At 59.8% G+C, this 20,906-nt stretch carries 12 protein-coding genes; 3 read left to right on the forward strand and 9 right to left on the reverse strand.

Annotated elements, in window-relative coordinates; all coding sequences use genetic code 11:
- Positions 1-50: 50 nt before the first annotated feature.
- Positions 51-947 (forward strand): DMT family transporter, encoded by an 897-nt coding sequence (locus tag URZ40_RS20365; protein ID WP_233003086.1) that lies wholly within the window; start codon positions 51-53, stop codon positions 945-947.
- Here URZ40_RS20365 and narI read toward each other — a convergent pair.
- From narI to URZ40_RS20390, 5 genes are all read right to left on the reverse strand, one after another.
- Entirely contained in the window at positions 944-1,621 is a 678-nt protein-coding gene (gene narI / locus URZ40_RS20370; protein ID WP_021240339.1) for a respiratory nitrate reductase subunit gamma, read from the reverse strand. The genes URZ40_RS20365 and narI overlap by 4 nt on opposite strands.
- Positions 1,621-2,331 (reverse strand): nitrate reductase molybdenum cofactor assembly chaperone, encoded by a 711-nt coding sequence (gene narJ, locus URZ40_RS20375; RefSeq protein WP_028013443.1) that lies wholly within the window; start codon positions 2,329-2,331, stop codon positions 1,621-1,623. The genes narI and narJ overlap by 1 nt, the downstream gene beginning before the upstream one ends.
- Positions 2,328-3,863: a nitrate reductase subunit beta gene (narH, locus tag URZ40_RS20380; RefSeq protein ID WP_151412510.1), complete on the reverse strand. Its 1,536-nt coding sequence runs from the start codon at positions 3,861-3,863 to the stop codon at positions 2,328-2,330. Before narH ends, narJ begins: the two co-directional genes overlap by 4 nt.
- Positions 3,860-7,603, reverse strand: coding sequence for a nitrate reductase subunit alpha (locus URZ40_RS20385; protein WP_320721054.1), 3,744 nt, complete (start codon positions 7,601-7,603; stop codon positions 3,860-3,862). The genes narH and URZ40_RS20385 overlap by 4 nt, the downstream gene beginning before the upstream one ends.
- Before the next feature lie 381 nt (positions 7,604-7,984).
- A complete protein-coding gene (locus URZ40_RS20390; RefSeq protein WP_320721055.1) occupies positions 7,985-9,382 on the reverse strand; it encodes a NarK family nitrate/nitrite MFS transporter in 1,398 nt (465 codons plus the stop codon).
- A 309-nt stretch (positions 9,383-9,691) separates the two neighbouring features.
- Here URZ40_RS20390 and narX point away from each other — a divergent pair, with 309 nt between their 5' ends.
- Together narX and narL are read left to right on the forward strand one after the other, a co-directional pair.
- Complete coding sequence (narX, locus tag URZ40_RS20395; protein ID WP_320721056.1) at positions 9,692-11,488, forward strand: nitrate/nitrite two-component system sensor histidine kinase NarX; 1,797 nt, start codon at positions 9,692-9,694, stop codon at positions 11,486-11,488.
- Positions 11,481-12,131, forward strand: a complete 651-nt coding sequence (gene narL / locus URZ40_RS20400; protein WP_003856701.1) for a two-component system response regulator NarL — start codon at positions 11,481-11,483, stop codon at positions 12,129-12,131. The genes narX and narL overlap by 8 nt, the downstream gene beginning before the upstream one ends.
- Before the next feature lie 3 nt (positions 12,132-12,134).
- On the opposite strand, the gene URZ40_RS20405 is transcribed toward narL, so the two are convergent.
- The 4 genes from URZ40_RS20405 to URZ40_RS20420 form a co-directional block, all read right to left on the reverse strand.
- Positions 12,135-13,541, reverse strand: a complete 1,407-nt coding sequence (locus tag URZ40_RS20405; protein WP_320721057.1) for a YchO/YchP family invasin — start codon at positions 13,539-13,541, stop codon at positions 12,135-12,137.
- A 75-nt stretch (positions 13,542-13,616) separates the two neighbouring features.
- Positions 13,617-16,115 carry a nitrate reductase gene (locus URZ40_RS20410; RefSeq protein ID WP_320721058.1) on the reverse strand — a complete coding sequence of 833 codons (2,499 nt, stop codon included), beginning with the start codon at positions 16,113-16,115 and terminating at the stop codon, positions 13,617-13,619.
- Positions 16,112-20,098 (reverse strand): nitrite reductase large subunit NirB, encoded by a 3,987-nt coding sequence (nirB, locus tag URZ40_RS20415; protein WP_320721059.1) that lies wholly within the window; start codon positions 20,096-20,098, stop codon positions 16,112-16,114. The genes URZ40_RS20410 and nirB overlap by 4 nt, the downstream gene beginning before the upstream one ends.
- Before the next feature lie 13 nt (positions 20,099-20,111).
- Positions 20,112-20,900, reverse strand: coding sequence for an ABC transporter ATP-binding protein (locus tag URZ40_RS20420; protein WP_320721060.1), 789 nt, complete (start codon positions 20,898-20,900; stop codon positions 20,112-20,114).
- Positions 20,901-20,906 lie beyond the last annotated feature (6 nt).

Genomic DNA, 20,906 nt, shown 5'->3' on the forward strand with positions numbered 1-20,906 from the left:
AACCCGACAGCATTTTTCGACAATAGCGTCATTCAATCAGGAGGTGGATGATGCGCGATTTCCATAAAGGCGTCTGGCAAATGAGCCTGGCGATGTTAATTTCCGGCTCTATCGGAGCGTTTGTTTTGCTCAGCGGTCTGCCGGTAACGGAAGTGGTGTTCTGGCGCTGCCTTATTGGGGCAATGGCGCTTTTTATTTTTATCCGGGTAAGTCAAAAGCCCTTTAGTCCCCTTACCCGCACCACGCTGCTGCTGGCGATTCTCGGCGGTGTGGCTTTAGTAGTGAACTGGCTGCTGCTCTTCGCAGCCTATGAACGCATCTCTATTGGCCTCTCTACCGTGGTCTATAACACACAGCCGTTTATGCTGGTCCTGATGGGGATGTTTTTAGGCGAGCGCGTCAGCCTGGTGAAATGGGGCTGGTTGTTCCTCGCCTTTGGCGGTGTGGTGATACTGCTCTCCAGCGAGCTGACCGGCGCGCATGGCAGTGAATGGCTCACCGGTATCGGTCTGGCCATGGCCGCGGCCTTCTTCTACGCGCTGACGGCAATCATTGCGCGCAAACTGAAAACCATCGCACCGCAGCATATTGCCTTTATTCAGGTGCTGACGGGCGTCGTGATGCTTCTGCCGTTTGCCAGCCTGCCGACTTTTTCCGGTGATTTCCCCTGGCCGATCCTGCTTACGCTCGGCATCGTCCATACCGGCATAATGTACCAGCTGCTGTATAGCGCGATTCAGAAGCTGCCTACCCCCATAACCGGTTCCCTGTCGTTTATCTATCCGGTGGTGGCGATTGTTGTCGATAATCTGGTGTTCGGACACTCGCTGAACCTGACGCAGCTGGCGGGCGGCGCGTTGATCCTGTTTGCTGCGGCGGGTAATAACCTGGGCTGGGGCGAAAAAAAACCCCGCGAATGCGGGGTGAGTATCAAAACGCTGAATTAGCGGCGGGCACGCACAATCTGGTATTTGCGCGTCAGGTACTCCACCGGCGCGCTCCAGATGTGCACCAGGCGGGAGAACGGGAACAGCACAAACAGCGTCATCCCCAGCACCAGGTGAACGCGGAAGATAAACGCCACGCCGTCCAGGTGCTCAGACGCTCCGCCGTGGAAGGTCACCACGGACTGCGCCCAGCCCACCAGCTTCATCATCTCGCTGCCGTCCATATGCTGCGCCGAGAACGGAATGGTCAGCAGGCCCAGCGCGCACTGCACCATCAGCAGGGAGAGGATCAGGATGTCCGCTGCGGTAGTGGTCGCACGCACGCGCGGGCTGAACAGACGACGCTTCAGCAGCAGCAGGCCACCTACCAGGGTCATCACGCCGCAGGCACCGCCGGCGATCATCGCCATCTTCTGCTTCACCTCAATTGGCAGCCACGCTTCGTACATCCAGTGCGGCGTAAGCATCCCCAGGAAGTGACCGGCAAAAATCCCCAGGATCCCGATGTGGAAGAGGTTAGACGCGACGTGCATCCCCTTACGATCCAGCATCTGGCTGGAGGCAGCACGCCAGGTGTACTGGCCGTAGTCATAGCGCAGCCAGCTTCCCACCAGGAACACGGTGCCCGCGATATACGGGTAAATGTCAAAGAAGAACATATTCAGGAAGTGCATTAGTGCCGTCCTCCGTTAGAGATATTCAAATATTGCGGGGCAACCGCGCCGGCAAAACGACGCTGGTGAGCCGAGATTTCAGACTCCCCGCAGTTCTGGTCAGCAAAGAATTTCACCTGCTCTTCTTCCCAGACCGCATCCAGCGCCTGCGGGGTATCGTCGCGGGCTTCATCCGCGATTTTCTCCGCCACTTTTTCACTGTCTACAGAGGCGTTAGCCAGCTTCACCAGCAGGTCGAACAGTACCGCATAGCGGCTCTCGCGCTGCTGAAGACGCGCGCCGAGCAGCGCCAGAATCGGCGCGATGTCCTGCAGACCGCCCAGCGCCTCTTCTTTCGGCAGCTGTGCCAGATACTCAAGGTACAGCGGCAGGTGATCCGGCAGCTCGCGGCTGTCGAGCTGCAGGCCGTGCTGTTCATACTGGGCCATCAGATCCACCATCGCCTGACCGCGGTCGCGGGATTCCCCGTGAACGTGTTCAAACAGCAGCAGCGACGTCGCGCGCCCGCGGTCAAACAGCTGGCTATAGTCCGCCTGGGCATCCAGAAGATCGCGCGCCAGCAGATCGCGGAGGAAAACGCCAAGCCGCTGGGCGTCCTCTTTGTCCAGGTTTTCAGATGACGCGAGTGCATCAAAGAGTTCCTGCTGATGCTGCGCAAGCGCAGCATCCGGGTACTCGAGCAGACGCGAAACAATGACGAGTTCAATCATTGGTGCGGCTCCGTTTTGCTGGTCACATCCATAGCGTCGATGCGGCGGCTGTTGAACAGGTTGAATTTGCTGTCAGACCCGTGGCAACCGTCACCGAAGGTAAAGCCGCAGCCATTTTTCTCCGGGAAGGCCTCTCGGGCCAGCTCGCGGTGGCTGCTCGGCACCACGAAACGGTCTTCGTAGTTGGCAATTGCGAGGTAGCGGTACATCTCCTGCGCCTGCGCTTCAGTCAGGCCCACCTCTTCCAGCGCGCGAGTATCGTTAACGCCGTCAACGGTTTCCGCACGTTTGAAGTGACGCATCGCCAGCATACGTTTCAGCGCCAGCAGTACCGGCTGGGTATCCCCCGCGGTCAGCAGGTTAGCCAGGTACTGAACCGGGATACGCAGGCTTTCCACGTCCGGCAGAATGCCGTTGCTGCCCAGTTCGCCCGCGTCAGCGGCAGACTGAATCGGTGACAGCGGCGGCACATACCAGACCATCGGCAGGGTGCGGTATTCCGGGTGCAGCGGCAGGGCCAGCTTCCAGTCCATCGCCATTTTGTACACCGGAGACTGCTGCGCCGCGTCGATGACGCTCTGCGGAATGCCGTCTTTCAGCGCCTGCTCAATCACCTTCGGATCGTTCGGATCGAGGAACACGTCCAGCTGACGCTGGTACAGGTCTTTCTCGTTCTCGGTGCTCGCGGCATTTTCAATCGCGTCCGCGTCGTACAGCAGCACGCCGAGGTAGCGAATACGGCCTACGCAGCTTTCGGAGCAGACGGTTGGCATCCCAGCTTCGATACGCGGGTAGCAGAAGATGCACTTCTCTGATTTACCACTCTTCCAGTTGAAGTAGATTTTTTTGTACGGGCAGCCGGTGATGCACATGCGCCAGCCGCGGCACTTGTCCTGGTCGATCAGCACGATGCCGTCTTCTTCACGCTTGTAGATGGCGCCGCTTGGGCAGGTCGCCACGCACGCCGGGTTGAGGCAGTGCTCGCACAGGCGCGGCAGGTACATCATGAAGGTATTTTCGAACTGGCCGTACATCGCCTTCTGCATGTTCTCGAAGTTCTGGTCTTTGGCGCGTTTTTCGAACTCGCCGCCCAGAATTTCTTCCCAGTTTGGACCGCTGGTAATTTTGTCCATGCGCTTCCCGGTGATCAGCGAACGGGGACGGGCGATCGGCTGGTGTTTGCTTTCCGGCGCGTTGTGCAGGTTCTGGTAGTCGTAATCAAACGGCTCGTAGTAATCCTCGATGCCCGGCAGGTGCGGGTTAGCGAAGATTTTACCCAGCAGCATCGCGCGGTTACCCATGCGCGGCTGCAGCTTGCCGTTGATTTTACGGATCCAGCCGCCCTTCCACTTCTCCTGGTTTTCCCAGTCGGTCGGGAAGCCGGTGCCCGGCTTGCTCTCCACGTTGTTGAACCAGGCGTACTCCATACCTTCACGGCTGGTCCAGACGTTTTTACAGGTGACCGAGCAGGTGTGGCAGCCGATGCATTTATCCAGATTCAGCACCATGCCGACTTGTGAACGAATTTTCATTTTACGCTCTCCTGTACCTGGTCATTACCTTCGCCGTCTAACCAGTTAATATTCTTCATCTTACGTACCACCACGAACTCATCGCGGTTCGATCCTACGGTGCCGTAGTAGTTAAAGCCGTAGGCCAGCTGCGCATAGCCACCGATCATGTGGGTCGGCTTTGGCGTAATACGCGTCACGGAGTTGTGAATACCGCCGCGCTGCTCGGTGATCTCGGACCCCGGCAGGTTAACGATACGCTCCTGCGCGTGGTACATCATGGTCATCCCGGCCGGTACGCGCTGGCTCACCACCGCACGCGCCGTCAGGGCACCGTTGCTGTTGAACACTTCGATCCAGTCGTTATCTTCGATACCCAGATCTTTGGCGTCCGTTTCGCTCATCCAGACAATCGGACCGCCGCGAGACAGGGTCAGCATCAGCAGGTTGTCGCTGTAGGTGGAGTGGATACCCCACTTCTGGTGCGGCGTCAGGAAGTTCAGCGCCTTCTCCGGGTTACCGTTGGATTTCGCCCCCATCACCGCTTTCACGGAGCGAGTGTCGATTGGCGGACGATACACCAGCAGGCTTTCGCCGAAGTCGCGCATCCACTGGTGATCCTGATACAGCGACTGACGGCCGGACAGGGTGCGCCACGGGATAAGCTCGTGAACGTTGGTGTAGCCCGCGTTATAGGACACATGCTCATCCTCAAGCCCTGACCAGGTCGGGCTGGAGATGATCTTGCGCGGCTGCGCCTGAATATCGCGGAAGCGGATTTTCTCTTCCTCTTTATTCGTCGCCAGGTGCGTATGGTCGCGGCCGGTGAACTCGCTCAGTGCCGCCCAGGCTTTCACCGCCACGTGGCCGTTGGTTTCCGGGGCCAGGGTCAGGATCATCTCTGCCGCATCAATCGCCGTGTTCAGCATTGGCTGGCCTTTCGCCGGGCCGTCCGCTTTGGTGTAATTGAGCTTGCGAAGCAGGTCCATTTCGCTCTGGGTGTTCCAGGCGATCCCTTTCCCGCCGTTACCGATTTTCTCCATCAGCGGGCCGATAGAGGTAAAGCGCTCGTAGGTCGCCGGGTAGTCGCGTTCAACCGGAATGATGTGCGGCGCGGTTACGCCCGGGATCAGGTCGCATTCGCCTTTTTTCCAGTCCTTCACGTCCAGCGGCTGCGCCAGCTCGGCGGCGGAGTCGTGCTGGATTGGCAGCGTCACCACGTCGGTCTCTTTGCCCAGGTGCCCCACACAGACTTCGGAGAATTTCTTCGCGATGTCTTTGTAGATATCCCAGTCGCTTTTCGATTCCCACGCCGGGTCAACGGCGGCAGACAGCGGATGAATAAACGGATGCATATCCGAGGTATTCATATCGTCTTTTTCGTACCAGGTCGCAGTTGGCAGCACAATGTCGGAGTACAGGCAGGTGCTGGACAGACGGAAGTCGAGGGTCACCACCAGATCCAGCTTGCCGTCGAGACCGTTATCTTTCCACTCCACCTCTTCCGGCTTCACGCCGCCCTGCTTGCCGAGATCTTTCCCCTGAATACCGTTTTCGGTACCGAGCAGGTATTTCAGCATGTACTCGTGACCTTTACCGGACGAGCCCAGCAGGTTGGAGCGCCAGATGAACAGGTTACGCGGATGGTTTTTACCGTTTTCAGGCTGTTCTGCCGCGAAGCGGATTGAGCCATCCTTCAGTGATTTCACGGTGTAATCCACCGGGGACATCCCTGCCTGCTTCGCCTCTTGTGCAATGCGCAGCGGGTTAGTGCCCAGCTGCGGCGCAGAAGGCAGCCAGCCCATACGCTCAGCGCGCACGTTGAAGTCAATCAGGTGGCCGCTGTAGCGGGATTTATCCGCCATCGGCGACAGCAGCTCCTGCGCGGTGACCGTTTCGTAGCGCCACTGGCTGGAGTGGTTATAGAAGTAGGAGGTGCTGTTCATGTGGCGTGCCGGACGCTGCCAGTCGAGGGCAAACGCCAGCGGCTGCCAGCCGGTCTGCGGGCGCAGTTTTTCCTGGCCCACGTAGTGCGCCCAGCCGCCGCCGCTCTGACCAACGCAGCCGCAGAAGATCAGCATGTTGATCAGACCGCGATAGTTCATATCGAGGTGATACCAGTGGTTCAGACCAGCGCCGACGATGATCATGGAGCGACCGTGGGTCTTGTCGGCGTTTTCCGCAAACTCGCGGGCAATACGAACGATCTGCGCGCGCGGTACGCCGGTGATCTGCTCGGCCCAGGCCGGGGTGTACGCCTTCACGTCGTCATAGCCGGTTGCGCAGTTTTCATCGTTCAGACCGCGCTCCAGGCCGTAGTTCGCCATGGTCAGGTCATAAACGGTGGTGACGAGTGCAGTTGAGCCGTCGGCCAGCTGCAGGCGCTTAACCGGCAGCTTGTGCATCAGAACGTTTTTCAGTTCGACCTTGTTAAAGTGCTCGGAACCTTCACCGCCAAAGTACGGGAAGCCGACCTCGGCAATCTCGTCCTGGCTGCCCAGCATGCTCAGACGCAGCTCCGTCTCTTCGCCGGTGGTGCCGTTGCGTTGCTCAAGATTCCACTTGCCCTTCTCGCCCCAGCGGAAGCCGATAGAGCCGTTTGGCGCTACCAGCTCGCCGTTGCTGTTGTACGCAACGGTTTTCCACTCAGGGTTATTTTCCTGGCCCAGCGAATCCACCAGATCGGCAGCGCGCAGCGTGCGGCCCGCGGCATAGTAGCCCTCACGCTCTTCCAGCATCACCAGCATCGGCATGTCGGTGTAGCGACGCACGTAGTCGGTAAAGTACTGGCTTGGCTTGTCGAGATGGAATTCACGCAGCATGACGTGGCCCATCGCCATCGCCATCGCGGCGTCGGTACCCTGTTTCGGCGCCAGCCACAGGTCGCAAAGCTTGGCGATTTCGGCGTAGTCCGGGGTGACCGCAACGGTTTTGGTCCCTTTGTAACGAACTTCGGTAAAGAAGTGCGCGTCCGGGGTACGGGTCTGCGGTACGTTAGAGCCCCAGGCGATGATGTAGCTTGAGTTGTACCAGTCCGCGGATTCCGGCACATCGGTCTGCTCGCCCCAGGTCTGCGGAGACGCAGGCGGCAGGTCACAGTACCAGTCGTAGAAGCTCAGGCAGGTACCGCCGATAAGTGACAGATAGCGAGCCCCGGAGGCGTAAGAGACCATCGACATCGCCGGGATTGGCGAGAAGCCCGCCACGCGGTCAGGACCGTAGGTTTTGACGGTGTAGACGTTGGAGGCGGCAATCAGCTCGTTCACCTCTTTCCAGGAAGAGCGAACGAAGCCACCGCGACCGCGAGCCTGCTTGAAGCTTTTCGCTTTGTCGGCGTCCTCAATGATGGACGCCCAGGCATCCACCGGATCGCTGTGCTGCACTTTCGCTTCACGCCACATTTTCATCAGGCGCTTACGCATCAGCGGGTATTTCAGACGGTTAGCGCTGTAGAGATACCAGGAGTAGCTGGCGCCACGCGGGCAGCCGCGCGGTTCGTGGTTTGGCATATCCGGGCGGGTACGCGGATAGTCGGTCTGCTGCATTTCCCAGGTCACCAGACCGTTTTTAACGAAAATCTTCCAGCTACATGAGCCAGTGCAGTTTACGCCGTGGGTAGAACGGACGACTTTGTCATGCTGCCAGCGCTGGCGGTAACCGTCTTCCCAGTCCCGGTTGGTATCCAGAACCTGGCCGTGCCCATCGGCAAACGTTTCACCCTTCTGTTTGAAGTAGCGAAACCGGTCCAAAAATTTGCTCATCGGGTATCTCCTGTATGGAGCCTGTGGCTCTCTAAATCGACATTGCTGATTTGCAGCGAAGGTAACGCCCTGAAAGAGGAGGAGAATTGATAACGATCAAGACGAAGAGGGACTTTAAAAGGAGGGGTTAGACTAAATACCACCAAAGCGGTATATTTTTAAAATGAATAAATAAATGATTTATAAAGACATTTTTCATTCATCGTACAATAACCCGGGCAAAATTTAACATCTCAGGTATTAAGGGGTAGACCTGCCTGCAACGCGATGGCGATCACAATGTTACCCGCAGGTGACTGCTGTAAAAGCTTTCAGTATGTTGTAACTATTATTCGACCAAAAAAAACGCGGCCCGAAGGCCGCGCAAACGGATAATCACACTTACTTATTTTTCTTGGTATTACGGCCATATACCAGCCACGTAATCACAACGCAGGCGATATAGAAGACGAGGAAGACTTTCATGGCGCCTGCCGGAGAGCCGGTCAGGTCCAGCGAGATACCGAACGCTTTCGGGATAAAGAAGCCGCCAATGGCGCCAATCGCAGAGATAAAGCCCAGCGCCGCAGCCGTATCTGTCGCCGCTTCACGCATGGCCTGCTCTTCGCTTCCACCCTGTGCTTTCACGCGATCCATTGTCAGCTTGCGGAAGATCACGGAGATCATCTGGAAGGTGGAAGCACTCCCCAGTCCGGCGGTCAGGAACAGCACCATAAACACGGCGAAGAAGGCGATGAAGCTACCGCCCTGCCCGTCAGCAGGCAGCGTCAGGAACAGCAGCGCACAGAAGACCGCCATCACAATAAAGTTCACCAACGTCACGCGGGTACCGCCCAGACGGTCAGAGATCATACCGCCCAGCGAGCGCGCCAGTGCGCCAATGAACGGGCCGAAGAAGGCGAACTGCAGGATCTGAACGTCCGGGAACTGGGTTTTCGACAGCATCGCAAAGCCTGCTGAGAAGCCGATAAACGAACCGAAGGTAGCCAGATACAGCAGCGCCATCACCCAGAGGTGTCCACGCTTCAGCACCGGCAGCTGCTCGCTCAAAGAGGCCTTCGACGCGCTCAGATCGTTCATAAAGAACCAGGCTGCCAGGGTGAAGACCACCAGGAACGGGACCCAAATCCAGGCCGCGTTCTGCAGGTAGAGGGAAGAACCATCCGCCTGCTCGACGCCACCGCCGCCGAAGGCGGCAAAAATAGAAACAGAGATCGCCAGCGGCGCAATCAGCTGCATCACGCTCACGCCCATGTTGCCCAGACCGCCGTTAATGCCCAGCGCGCCGCCCTGCTTCGCTTTCGGGAAGAAGAAGCTGATGTTCGCCATGCTGGAGGCAAAGTTAGCCCCCGCAAAACCGCACAGCAGGGAGATAATCACGAACACGCTGAACGGCGTGGAGGTATCCTGCACCGCGAAGCCAAGCCACGCGCAAGGGACGATCATGATGCCCGTACTGAACGCCGTCCAGCGGCGGCCGCCGAAGACCGGCACCATAAACGCGTATGGAACACGCAGCAGCGCGCCAGACAGCGACGGCAATGCGGTCAACATAAACAGCTGATCGGTCGTAAATGTAAACCCAACTTTCGGCAGGTTTACCGCGACCGCGCTAAACAACATCCATACGCAAAACGCTAACAGCAGACACGGAACGGAAATCCAAAGATTCCGGCTTGCTACACGATGGCCGCGCTGTTGCCAGAACGCCGGATCCTCTGGACGCCAGTCTGTAATAACGGCACCATTTTCCCTTTCGGGAGCGGATGAGTGACTCATAGACACCTCTGATTCTCGAATGATGCTGCAAACATTAGGGTTTTAGGGCGGCGGTAAGTTGATATAAATCAAAGGAAAAGTTCGGGGATTTGCGGCGCAAAAAAAGGGCTTATCCTTAGTGAGTAGAATAATTCGGTAAAAAAGACGTGGTTTTTCACTGTACTGACGGTTCCTTGCTACCACCGCTTCTTCGCCTATACTCCGTTGGCAATTTAGGGGTAATCCTTTATTGGTATGGGTATACTCCAGGGTATGCACCAGAATAACGCCATTCCTGCAAGCAGGCCACGTCAGGAGCCCGGCAACTCTATGTTAAAAAGATGTTTATCACCGCTGACTCTCGTGAATCAGTTAGCCCTGATTGTTTTGCTGTCTACCGCCCTTGGCGTGACCGGCATGGCGATTTCCGGCTGGCTGGTACAGGGAGTACAGGGTAATGCACATGCCATCAACGAGGCAGGCTCGCTACGCATGCAGAGTTATCGTCTGTTGGCGTCGGTCCCCCTGACGCAGGACGATCGGCCCTTGATTGATGAAATGGAGCGCACGGCCTTCAGCCCTGAACTGGAAAACGCCGCCATCCGCGCCGGCCAGCAATCCCAGCTTAAAGCCCTGCAGGGCTACTGGCACACCCAACTGGAACCCGGCCTGAAACAGGCGCGCAGCGCCGAAACCGTTGCGCAGGACGTAGCGGGTTTCGTATCCCGTATTGACGCGCTGGTCTCCTCTTTCGACCAAACCACCGAATTACGCATCGACCGGGTGGTGATGGTACACCGTGCCATGGCGCTGTTTATGGGCCTGCTGCTGATCTTTACCATTATCTGGCTCCGGGCGCGGCTGCTGAATCCGTGGAAACAACTGCTGGCGATGGCGCGCGCCGTGACGAACAGAGATTTTACCCAGCGTACGCACATCAGCGGTCGCAACGAGATGGCCATGCTCGGCCAGGCACTGAACACCATGTCGGCGGAGCTCTCTGAAAGCTATGCGGTACTTGAGCAGCGCGTGCAGGAAAAAACGGCCGGGCTGGAGCAGAAAAACGAAATCCTCTCCTTCCTGTGGCAGGCCAACCGTCGGCTGCACATGCAGGTGCCGTTATGTGAACGCCTTTCGCCGGTGCTGAACGGCCTGCAAAATCTGACCCTGCTGCATGATCTGGAGCTGCGGGTTTACGATGTGGAAGATGAAGATAATCATCAGGAGTTTACCTGTCAGTCCGACATGTCCTGCGATGATAAAGGCTGTCACCTGTGCCCGCGCGGCCTGCCGCTGCAGACGTCTGGCGGAACTACCCTGAAGTGGCGGCTGACGGACAGCCATACCCAGTACGGTATTCTGCTGGCAACGCTGCCAGCCGGGCGCCATCTGAGCCATGACCAGCAGCAGCTGGTTGATACGTTGGTTGAACAGCTAACGGCCACGCTGGCGCTTGACCGACATCAGGAAAAGCAGCAGCAGCTGATCGTCATGGAAGAGCGTGCGACCATTGCCCGCGAGCTCCACGATTCTATCGCCCAGTCGCTCTCCTGTATGAAAATGCAGGTGAGCTGCCTGCAGATGCAGGACGCGGAGATGCCGGAAAGCAATAAACAGCTGCTGAGCCAGATCCGCAACGAGCTGAACACCTCCTGGGTACAGCTGCGCGAGCTGCTGACCACCTTCCGCCTGCAGCTGACCGAGCCGGGCCTGCGCCCGGCGCTGGAATCCAGCTGCCAGGAATTTAGCGCCCGGCTGGGCTTCCCGGTGAAGCTGGATTACCAGCTCCCCCCGCGGTTTGTCCCTTCCCATCAGGCGATTCATCTGCTGCAGATCGCCCGCGAAGCACTGAGCAACGTGCTTAAACACGCTGAAGCGACTGCGGTTACGGTTACCGTCAGCCAGCACGCTAACCAGGTCAGGTTGACGGTTTACGACAACGGCCGCGGCGTGCCGGAAAACGCCGAACGCACTAACCACTACGGTTTAATCATTATGCGAGACCGCGCCCAAAGCCTGCGCGGTGATTGCCAGGTTCGCCGGAGAGAGACGGGGGGCACGGAAGTCGTGGTCACCTTCATTCCCGAAAAACCGCTTACAACTGCTCAAGGAGAAACCCATGACTAATCAGGAACCGGCATCCATCCTGTTGATCGACGACCATCCGATGCTGCGTACTGGCGTAAAACAGCTGGTCAGCATGGCACCCGATATTACCGTGGTTGGCGAAGCCAGTAACGGTGAACAGGGCATTGAGCTTGCCGAATCCCTCGATCCCGATCTGATCCTGCTCGATCTCAACATGCCCGGCATGAACGGTCTGGAAACGCTCGACAAGCTGCGCGAGAAATCCCTTTCCGGTCGCGTGGTGGTCTTTAGCGTCTCCAATCACGAAGAGGATGTGGTCACGGCGCTGAAGCGCGGCGCGGATGGCTATCTGCTGAAGGATATGGAGCCGGAAGACCTGCTGAAGGCGCTGCAGCAGGCGGCCGCAGGCGAGATGGTGCTGAGCGAGGCCCTGACGCCGGTGCTGGCCGCCAGCCTGCGGGCGAACCGCGCCACGTCTGACCGTGACGTCAGCCAGTTAACGCCGCGCGAACGCGATATTCTTAAACTGATCGCTCAGGGCCTGCCGAACAAAATGATCGCCCGCCGTCTGGATATCACCGAAAGCACGGTCAAAGTGCACGTGAAGCATATGCTGAAGAAAATGAAGCTAAAATCCCGCGTTGAAGCCGCGGTGTGGGTCCATCAGGAACGCATTTTTTAAGCATTACTCATCCGGCAGCAGCTTCCAGCGCGGGTCGTCGTCAGGTAATGCGGCCAGCGGCTGCACCACAGCAAGCGTGATCTCATTGGACGAGACGCGCTGGCCCTTCTCATCTTCCACCACCGCCGAAAGATGCCAACGGTTTGTCGACCCCTCGCCATCATTCCAGGCCGGCATAATCACGCTCCAGCCGTCGGTGCTGTTACTTTTCCCCGGTGACGTCAGGCTTAAGGCCTGGGTATCACCCTGCCAGTGGATCTGGCGGATGCCGTGGGTGCTGCGCACCTGTAGCTTCAGCATAACGGTTTCGCCCCCCTTCAGGTCCCACGGCGGGGTTGCCAGCCAGACGGAGAGCGTTTTTCGCTGGCGAAATTCCATCACCGGCAGGCTGTTGCGCTCGGGGGAGTCATAGCGGCTACCGCGCAGGGAACGCGTGGCGGCGACTTCCCCGGCGGAGAGCTGCTTCACCAGCGGCACGCCGAAGCGGTAGTTAAGCTTCAGCCCGAGGTTATTCTGGCTCTCACCACTTTCGCCCTGCTTATGCCCGGCGGTCAGCGTCACCAGCGGCACGGGGGTATAGTTAAGCCCGAGATTGACCGCTACCGGGTTGTGATAGCCAGTTCCGCTGTTGAAGAGGTCGACGTTTTCGCCAAAATACTGCTCGACGCTGACGCTGGTGTTCAGGTGATGAAACCACGGCAGCCAGGCTTTGGCGGTAACGTCATATCCCCGCGCCATGCGCTGCTCCTGGACGTCAGAGCTGTCGCGCCAGCTGGCAAAAGGCTGATAGTAGTTAGCCGACAGCCGCAGATTTTCTCCCCACACCTCCGCACCCAGCCCGGCACGCTGCAGGTTCTCATCCAGCAGGTTGTCGTAAAAGGTGTTGTAGCCCAGCAGCCATTTCCCGGCCACCCAGCGCTGGCCGATTCCGGCGTTACTGACCAGGCCATCCGTCTGCTGCGTCAGGCCTAGCTGGCTCCAGCTCAGATAACGGTTGTTATCGTTCCAGGGGATAAACCAGCTCCCGCTGCTGCCGTTGAATTTGCCCTCGTTATCCACGAGCAAATTGACGCTGGCATTCCCCCACGGTGACAGCCAGGATTCAATCTGCTGGTTCACCTCGCCGCTCACCGCGTCGCGCACCTGACCAAAGGCAAACTGCCGCGCCTGCTCGCCCGTTGTCAGGCCGTTGTCGGTCATACTGGCTTCACCAAAGGCTTTCGCCATTTCGGCCAGATGCTTTTCCCCTTCCCCGGTTGGGGCGGCCATGCCGAGATCGGGCAGACTGTCCCCGTTATTATCAAAGGGATTTTGTGCCTGCTGGATAAAGGAATTCGGAGCACCATGAACGGCTCCGACAGTAACAAGGGAGAGTAAAACAAGCGTTCGGAAAGGGGGAGAAACAGTCATCAATGTCGTAAGAATTACCCGGTGCTTACGTAAGAACACCAGTTACCTTAACGCGATTTCTCCCCATTTGCAGCTTTAAGGGGAATTTTCCGGAATTTCCTGAAACATTGTTTTGAGCTCAGGCACGCACGAACCGCAGTTCGTTCCGCAGCGTAACCGCGCCCCCAGCATGGTTACGGAATCACACCCTCCGGCAATCGCTTCCCGTATCGCGTTTTCTCCCACGCTGAAACAGCTGCAGATGATGCGCCCCGGATCGGCACTCTTCCCCGCGCCCTGCCCGTTCAGCAGCGCATGCCGCGCTGCGGGCGTCGAGGGTGGCGACTGAAATGCGGCGTCAATCACCGGGTGCGCCAGCTCGGGCAACGCGGTGCCTTCCCAGAAGCCGAGCATCAGATGGCCTTCGTGCCAGGCCAGCACGCTGCTGCGTTCCCCGGTTTGCGCAACCTGCAGCTGCCAGCCGCGCCCGCTGGCATAATCCATGACCCACGGGAGCAGCGGCTTATCACCTGCTATCGTCATTCGCGAGGGTTTACGCCACCAGTGAACCGAAGAGGGTATTTCCGGCCATTCCCGGGCATAGAGCTCCCCCTGCCAGCCGGGCTGCCAGGGCATGATTCTGACGGCGGTTTGTTTACTCTCCGGCTGGCCCGAAGCCGGATCGCAGCGCCCTTCCACCAGCGCGTTCACCTTACCCTGGCGGGCAAACTCAGCGTTCCAGTGCATCGGGGCAAATGCTTCGCCTTCCCGTATTCCATCGTTGATTCGCACTCTGGCAACCATGACGCCGCGCGGGGAATTGATGCGCGCCAGCTGGCCGTCACACAGGGCAAATCGGATCGCGTCTGCGGCGCAGACCTCAACAAACGGCTCCGCGATATGCTGCATCAGCCGGGGTACGTATCCTGTCCGGGTCATGGTGTGCCACTGGTCGCGGATGCGCCCGGAGTTAAGGATCAGCGGGTAGAGCGCGGTGGTCGTTGCGCCGTGCGGCAGCGGCTCGACCGGCACCAGGTTTCGGCGCGGGAAATCCCCCGTTCGCCATTGATAAGGTTCAAGTCGCTCCCACGCTTCACGGGTTAGCCCGGCCAGCTCATGCAGGTTCAATGCCCGCGCGCCGTCGTTTTCAAAGGCCGTCAGCGCCGCATGCTCGCAAAAAATCTCGTGCGGATGCTCCCAGGCAAAAGCCTCGCCGTAGCCCAGCCGTTTTGCAATCTGAGCCACGATCCACCAGTCAGGCTTCGCTTCGCCCGGCGCGGGCAGAAACGCGCGCTGGCGCGAAATGCGCCGCTCGGAATTGGTCACCGTGCCGTCCTTCTCCCCCCAGCCCAGCGCCGGAAAACGGATATGGGCAAACCGGCTGGTGTCGGTATCTTTCATCACTTCAGAAACCATCACCAGCGGGCACATTGCCAGCGCCTGACACACCGCGTGGCTGTCCGGCAGCGACACGGCAGGGTTGGTGCCCATGATCCACACAGCCTTCACCTCGCCGCGGGCGATGGCGTCAAACAGCTCCACCGCCATCAGGCCCGGCGTCTGCGCCAGCCGTTCCGTTCCCCAGAAACGCGCCACCCGAGAGAGATCGTCCGGCTCGAAGTTCATATGCGCCGCCAGCTGGTTCGCCAGCCCGCCCACTTCCCGGCCGCCCATGGCGTTTGGCTGTCCGGTCAGCGAAAACGGGCCGCAGCCCGGACGATTAAATTTCCCGCTGGCAAGATGAACGTTAATGATGGCGCTGCACTTGTCGCTGCCGCTGATGGACTGGTTGATCCCCATGGTGTAGAGCGTTATCGCCCGCGGTGCGGTGACAAACCAGTCATAAAAAGTCCCCACCTTCTCTGAAGGAAGGTCGCAAAACGCCGCCACGCGGGCAACCGGCCACTCATCGGTGCCCTGAATCAGATTGAGCAACCCCACAAACAGCCCGGCGTCGCTGCCGGGTTTAAGCGCCAGATGCAAGTCGGCAATATCGCAGGTAGCGGTTTTACGCGGGTCAATCACCACCACCTTCATCTGCGGGTTGTTATGCTTTGCCTGCACCAGGCGCTGATAGAGCACCGGATGCGTCCAGGCCGCGTTCGAGCCAGCCAGCACCACCAGATCGCTGTTTTCCACATCCTCATAGCTGCATGGCACCACGTCTTCGCCGAAGGCACGCTTGTAGCCCACCACCGCTGAGGACATGCAGAGCCGGGAGTTGGTATCAATGTTCGCCGCGCCGATAAACCCTTTCATCAGCTTGTTGGCGGCATAATAATCCTCGGTTAACAGCTGGCCGGAGGCGTAAAACGCCACCGCCTGCGGCCCCCATGTGTCGACGATCTCCCGCAGCCGCTCACCCGCCGCGTTCAGCGCCTGCGCCCAGTCAACCTCAAGTCCGTCGACAACGGGGCGCAAAAGCCGCCCCTGCAAGCCCGTCGTCTCCCCCAGGGCTGATCCTTTCACGCACAGGCGGCCAAAGTTCGCAGGATGGGTTTCATCCCCACGAACGCTGACCGCGCCATCCTCCACGCTGGCGACCACGCCGCAGCCTACCCCGCAGTAGGGGCACGTTGTCCGGGTATCCGTCATGAGGCCTCCGCACGCATCACCAGCTCTTCGTTTCCGACCCACACCTTGCCGTTTTCAATTTTTACCGGCCAGGTGCGCACCGCGGGTTCACCGTTCTCCACCTGACAGCCGTCGCGCAGACGAATACGCTGCTTGTAGAGCGGGGAAATTACCACCGGCTCGCCCACCGCATCGCCAAGGATGCCGCGCGAAAGCACGTTCGCGCTGCTGCCCGGCTCCAGATCGTCCAGGGCATAAACGGACGTTCCAAAGCGGAACAGCGCAATCGGTTTTCGGCCAAGCCGCGCGCCGATGCCCGCCTGCTCCGGGATATCGTCAATGCCGCAGATCTCCTGCCAGCGCTTGCTATCGTCCGACGGTGCGTGGTTCACCGCGGTGCGGAACAGCGCCAGGCGATCAGGATCGTTGAGCGTGGTTTGCCACTCGCACTGGTACGTCTCTACTACCCGGGCCATCTCCTGCTCCAGCTCGTGGGCGATGCCGAGACTGTCGTTGAGGATCACCTCCCGCAGATAGTCGAGGCCGCCCTCCAGGTTGTCCATCCAGGTGCTGGTGCGCTGCAGGCGATCCGCAGTGCGGATATAAAACATCAGAAAACGGTCGACGGTGCGGATCAGTGTTTCGTCGTCCAGATCGCTGGCGAAGAGATCCCCATGCCGCGGCTTCATGCCGCCGTTGCCGCACAGATAAAGGTTCCAGCCTTTGTCCGTGGCAATCACCCCCACGTCTTTGCTCTGCGCCTCCGCGCACTCGCGGGTGCAGCCGGAAACCGCCATTTTGATTTTGTGCGGCGCACGCAGCCCCTTGTAGCGGTGTTCCAGCCGGACCGCGAGGCCGGTGGAGTCCTGCACGCCGTAGCGGCACCAGGTCGACCCAACGCAGGATTTCACCGTGCGCAGGGATTTCCCGTAGGCGTGCCCGGTTTCAAACCCGGCCTCCACCAGCGCCTGCCAGATTTCCGGCAGCTGTTCCAGAGTGGCGCCAAACAGATCGATACGCTGCCCGCCGGTGATTTTGCTGTACAGGCCGTAGCGTTTGGCAATCTGACCGATAGCAATCAGCCCGTCTGCCGTCACTTCCCCTGCGGGCATGCGCGGCACGATGGAATACGTTCCGTCTTTCTGGATGTTGGCGAAGTAGCGGTCGTTAGTGTCCTGCAGCGGCAGATGCGCCGGCTTGAGCAGGTACTCGTTCCAGCAGGAGGCCAGCACCGACCCCACCAGCGGCTTACAGATTTCGCACCCGTGGCCCTGACCGTAGCGGCTGATGAGCTGGTCGAAGGTGTGGATATGGTTGACGCGCACGAGGTGGTAAATCTCCTGACGCGAGTACGGGAAGTGTTCGCAGATATCCTTTTTCACCTCCACGCCCTGCTCGGCAAGCTGGAACTCCATCACCTGCTTCACCAGCGCGCTGCATCCGCCACAGCCGGTTGCCGCTTTGGTGCACTGCTTAACGGCGCCGATATCCGCTGCGCCCGCACTCACCGCCCGGCAGATATCGCCTTTACTGACGTTATGACACGAACAGATCTGCGCGCTTTCCGGGAGCGCCGCCACGCCCAGCGCTTTCGGCGCGCTGCCTGACAATGCGGGTAAAATCAGTGTTTCCGGCTCTTTCGGCAGGCTGATGCCGTTAAGCATCATCTGCACCAGCGTGGCGTATTCGCTGGCATCACCCACCAGCACGCCGCCCAGCAGCGTTTTGCCGTCGTCGCTGACCACAATTTTCTTGTAGATTTGCTGCGGACCGTGTGTCCACTGGTAGCTTAGCGCTCCCGGCGTGCGCCCGTGGGCATCGCCAAAGGACGCCACGTCCACGCCGAGCAGCTTGAGCTTAGTGCTCATATCTGCCCCGGTGAAGGTTTTATCTTCGCCCGCGAGCACGGCGGCGGCCACGCGCGCCATCTGGTAGCCCGGCGCCACCAGGCCGAAAATTTTCCCTTCCCACAGCGCGCATTCACCGATGGCCAGCACGTCCGGATCGGAGGTCCGGCAGCCGTCATCAATGCAGATCCCGCCGCGCTCGCCGACAGCCAGCCCGCTGCTGCGCGCTAATGCGTCCTGCGGACGAATGCCGGCAGAAAAGACCACCATGTCCGTTTCCAGCTGTTCACCATCGGCAAAGCGCAGCGTCAGCCCGTCGACCGTCGAGACAATTTCCGTGGTGGCTTTACTGGTGTGAACGCCGACGCCCAGCGCCTCGATTTTCCTGCGCAGCATCGCCGCGCCGTCATTATCAAGCTGCACCGCCATCAGGTTGGGCGCAAACTCCACCACATGGGTTTCCAGCCCGAGCTGCCTGAGGGCATTCGCCGCCTCCAGCCCGAGCAGGCCGCCGCCAATCACCACGCCGCGGCGCGAGCCCGCGGCGTGGGCCGCAATGTTGTCCAGGTCGTCAAGGGTGCGGTAGACAAAGCAGCCCGGCAGATCATTGCCCGGCACGGGCGGGACGAACGGGTATGAGCCGGTCGCCAGCACCAGTTTATCCCAGTGCGTTTCATGCCCGCTGGCGGTACGTACCACGCGCGCGTCGCGGTCGACAGCGACGATCTGCTGCGACAGGCGCAGCTCAATGCCGTTGTTGGCAAAGAAATCCCCTTCCACCAGCGAGAGCGACGCCGCGCTGCGTCCGCCAAAATATTCCGAGAGATGCACGCGATCGTAGGCGGCATAGCGCTCCTCGCCAAAGACAACGATCTGATACTGCTGATGCAGATTGCGGTTAACGCAGTCTTCGAGGAAATGATGGCCGACCATACCGTGTCCAACCACCACCAGAGTAGGTTTTGTCATAGCGTTCTGTCCTGCAACCTGCGGTTGCGTAGTGAAACGATCGAACAGCCAGTCCGCGTGGGCGGGCGCAGCCGTTGCCAGTAAATCGGTAAATGTTGCCGCGCTGCGGCAGTCGCCCATCAGCAGCACGCCAGCCAGCGCCCCCTGATGGATCAGTAAACGCCGATAGTGACGGGTCAGCGGATCCCATGAACTCCAGACCACATCGCTCTCCAGCGCTTCCGCACGCCCGAGGCTGAACAGCTCCACGCCGGTCACCTTGAGGCGCATGCCGTTGTCGGTCAGGGCAAACGGCGCAGTAACGTCCCCGCCCAGCCGCGCGGCGAGAATATCCGCCTGCGCCAGGCAGGGGGCGACCAGGCCAAACGTCTGGCCGTCAATCTCACAGCACTCGCCAATGGCGTAGACGTTCGGCCTGGAAGTCCGCATCTGGTGATCCACCACGATGCCGCGCGCGCAGCGAATGCCGCTGGCCTGCGCCAGCGCGACGTTGGGCTGCACACCGGTCGCCAGCACCACGCGCGCGGCGGTGACGCGGCGTCCGTTCAGCAGCGTCACGCTATTCCCTTCAATCGCCGCGATACCGGAGGCGAGTTCACAGCTAACGCCCCGCGCCGCCAGCGCCTCTTCCAGCAGCATTCCCGCCTGCTGGTCCAGTTGCTGCTCCATCAGCCACGGACCGCGATGAACGAGCGTGACGTCGTCACCTGAACGCGCCAACGCTGCCGCCGTCTCTACGCCGAGCACGCCGCCCCCCAGCACCACCGCCGGACCGGCGATCGCCTGAATAGCCCGGGTATCCTCCAGGGTACGGAACGTGAAGACATGCGGTGCATCACCGCCAGGGATCGGCGGCACAAAGGGCGTTGACCCGGTAGCAAATACCAGCGCATCCCAGACAAGCGTTCGGGCGGTGGTTTGCACTTCCCGCGCGTCCAGGTCCACAGCGAGCGCCCTTTCGCCGCGCAGCACCGTTACGCCCCGCACCTGGTACCAGTGGTCATCCTGAAGGCAGATGCCCGCAGCCGTTTTTTCACCGCCCAGCACCGGCGAAAGCTGGATGCGGTTATAGGCATGCTCCGGCTCATCACCGATGACGGTGATAGCGAACCGACCGGAAGCACGCCCGGTGAGCGAAGCAATCAGCCGGGTTGCCGCCATGCCATTCCCGATAATGACCAGTCGCATCAAAGCCCCCTCGCTACGCCGCTTTCGGCTGCTTTTCATAGAGGAAATGAAGGATCTGCTGACGCATGTGGTGATAGCGGCTATCGTCCGCCAGCTGAACCCGGTTGCGCGGACGCGGCAGGTCTACGCGGAGGATCTCCCCGACGGTGGCCGCCGGGCCGTTGGTCATCATCAGCACGCGATCGGAAAGCAGCACCGCCTCGTCCACGTCGTGGGTAATGAGCACGATGGTGGTGTTCAGCGCCTGCTGGATCTGCATCACCGAGTCCTGCAGGTGGGCGCGCGTCAGCGCATCCAGCGCGCCGAACGGCTCATCCATCAGCAGCACTTTCGGCTTCATCGCCAGCGCGCGGGCAATGCCGACGCGCTGCTTCATGCCGCCGGAGATCTCCCCCGGACGCTTGTGCAGCGCGTGGCCCATCTGCACGCGGTCAAGGTTGTGCTCTATCCACGCTTTGCGCTCGGCCTTGCTCATGGTGTGGCGGAACACCTGATCCACCGCCAGCGCCACGTTGTCGAAACAGGTCAGCCACGGCAGCAGCGAATGGTTCTGGAAAACCACCGCGCGCTCGGGCCCCGGCCCGGCGATTTCGCGGTTGTCGCAAATCAGCCCGCCTTCCGTCGGCAGCGTAATGCCGGCGATGAGATTCAGCAGCGTCGATTTGCCGCAGCCGGAGTGGCCGATCAGGCTGACGGTTTCGCCCTCGTGGATATCAAAAGAGACGTTTTGCAGCGCCAGAAACTCGCCGCTGGCGGTGGAAAAAAGCTGGCTCACGGCCTGGACCTGAATTAATGGTTTCATGTTCGC

The organism is Enterobacter sp. 296B2, from assembly GCF_034106185.1.
In the GTDB taxonomy this organism is placed as follows: Bacteria; Pseudomonadota; Gammaproteobacteria; order Enterobacterales; family Enterobacteriaceae; genus Enterobacter; species Enterobacter cloacae_N.

Coding starts and splice junctions, on each gene's coding strand:
- URZ40_RS20365 (WP_233003086.1), top strand. CDS start 51: ATGCGCGATTTCCATAAAGGCGTCTGGCAAATGAGCCTGGCGATGTTA.
- narI (WP_021240339.1), bottom strand. CDS start 1,621: ATGCACTTCCTGAATATGTTCTTCTTTGACATTTACCCGTATATCGCG.
- narJ (WP_028013443.1), bottom strand. CDS start 2,331: ATGATTGAACTCGTCATTGTTTCGCGTCTGCTCGAGTACCCGGATGCT.
- narH (WP_151412510.1), bottom strand. CDS start 3,863: ATGAAAATTCGTTCACAAGTCGGCATGGTGCTGAATCTGGATAAATGC.
- URZ40_RS20385 (WP_320721054.1), bottom strand. CDS start 7,603: ATGAGCAAATTTTTGGACCGGTTTCGCTACTTCAAACAGAAGGGTGAA.
- URZ40_RS20390 (WP_320721055.1), bottom strand. CDS start 9,382: ATGAGTCACTCATCCGCTCCCGAAAGGGAAAATGGTGCCGTTATTACA.
- narX (WP_320721056.1), top strand. CDS start 9,692: ATGTTAAAAAGATGTTTATCACCGCTGACTCTCGTGAATCAGTTAGCC.
- narL (WP_003856701.1), top strand. CDS start 11,481: ATGACTAATCAGGAACCGGCATCCATCCTGTTGATCGACGACCATCCG.
- URZ40_RS20405 (WP_320721057.1), bottom strand. CDS start 13,541: ATGACTGTTTCTCCCCCTTTCCGAACGCTTGTTTTACTCTCCCTTGTT.
- URZ40_RS20410 (WP_320721058.1), bottom strand. CDS start 16,115: ATGACGGATACCCGGACAACGTGCCCCTACTGCGGGGTAGGCTGCGGC.
- nirB (WP_320721059.1), bottom strand. CDS start 20,098: ATGCGACTGGTCATTATCGGGAATGGCATGGCGGCAACCCGGCTGATT.
- URZ40_RS20420 (WP_320721060.1), bottom strand. CDS start 20,900: ATGAAACCATTAATTCAGGTCCAGGCCGTGAGCCAGCTTTTTTCCACC.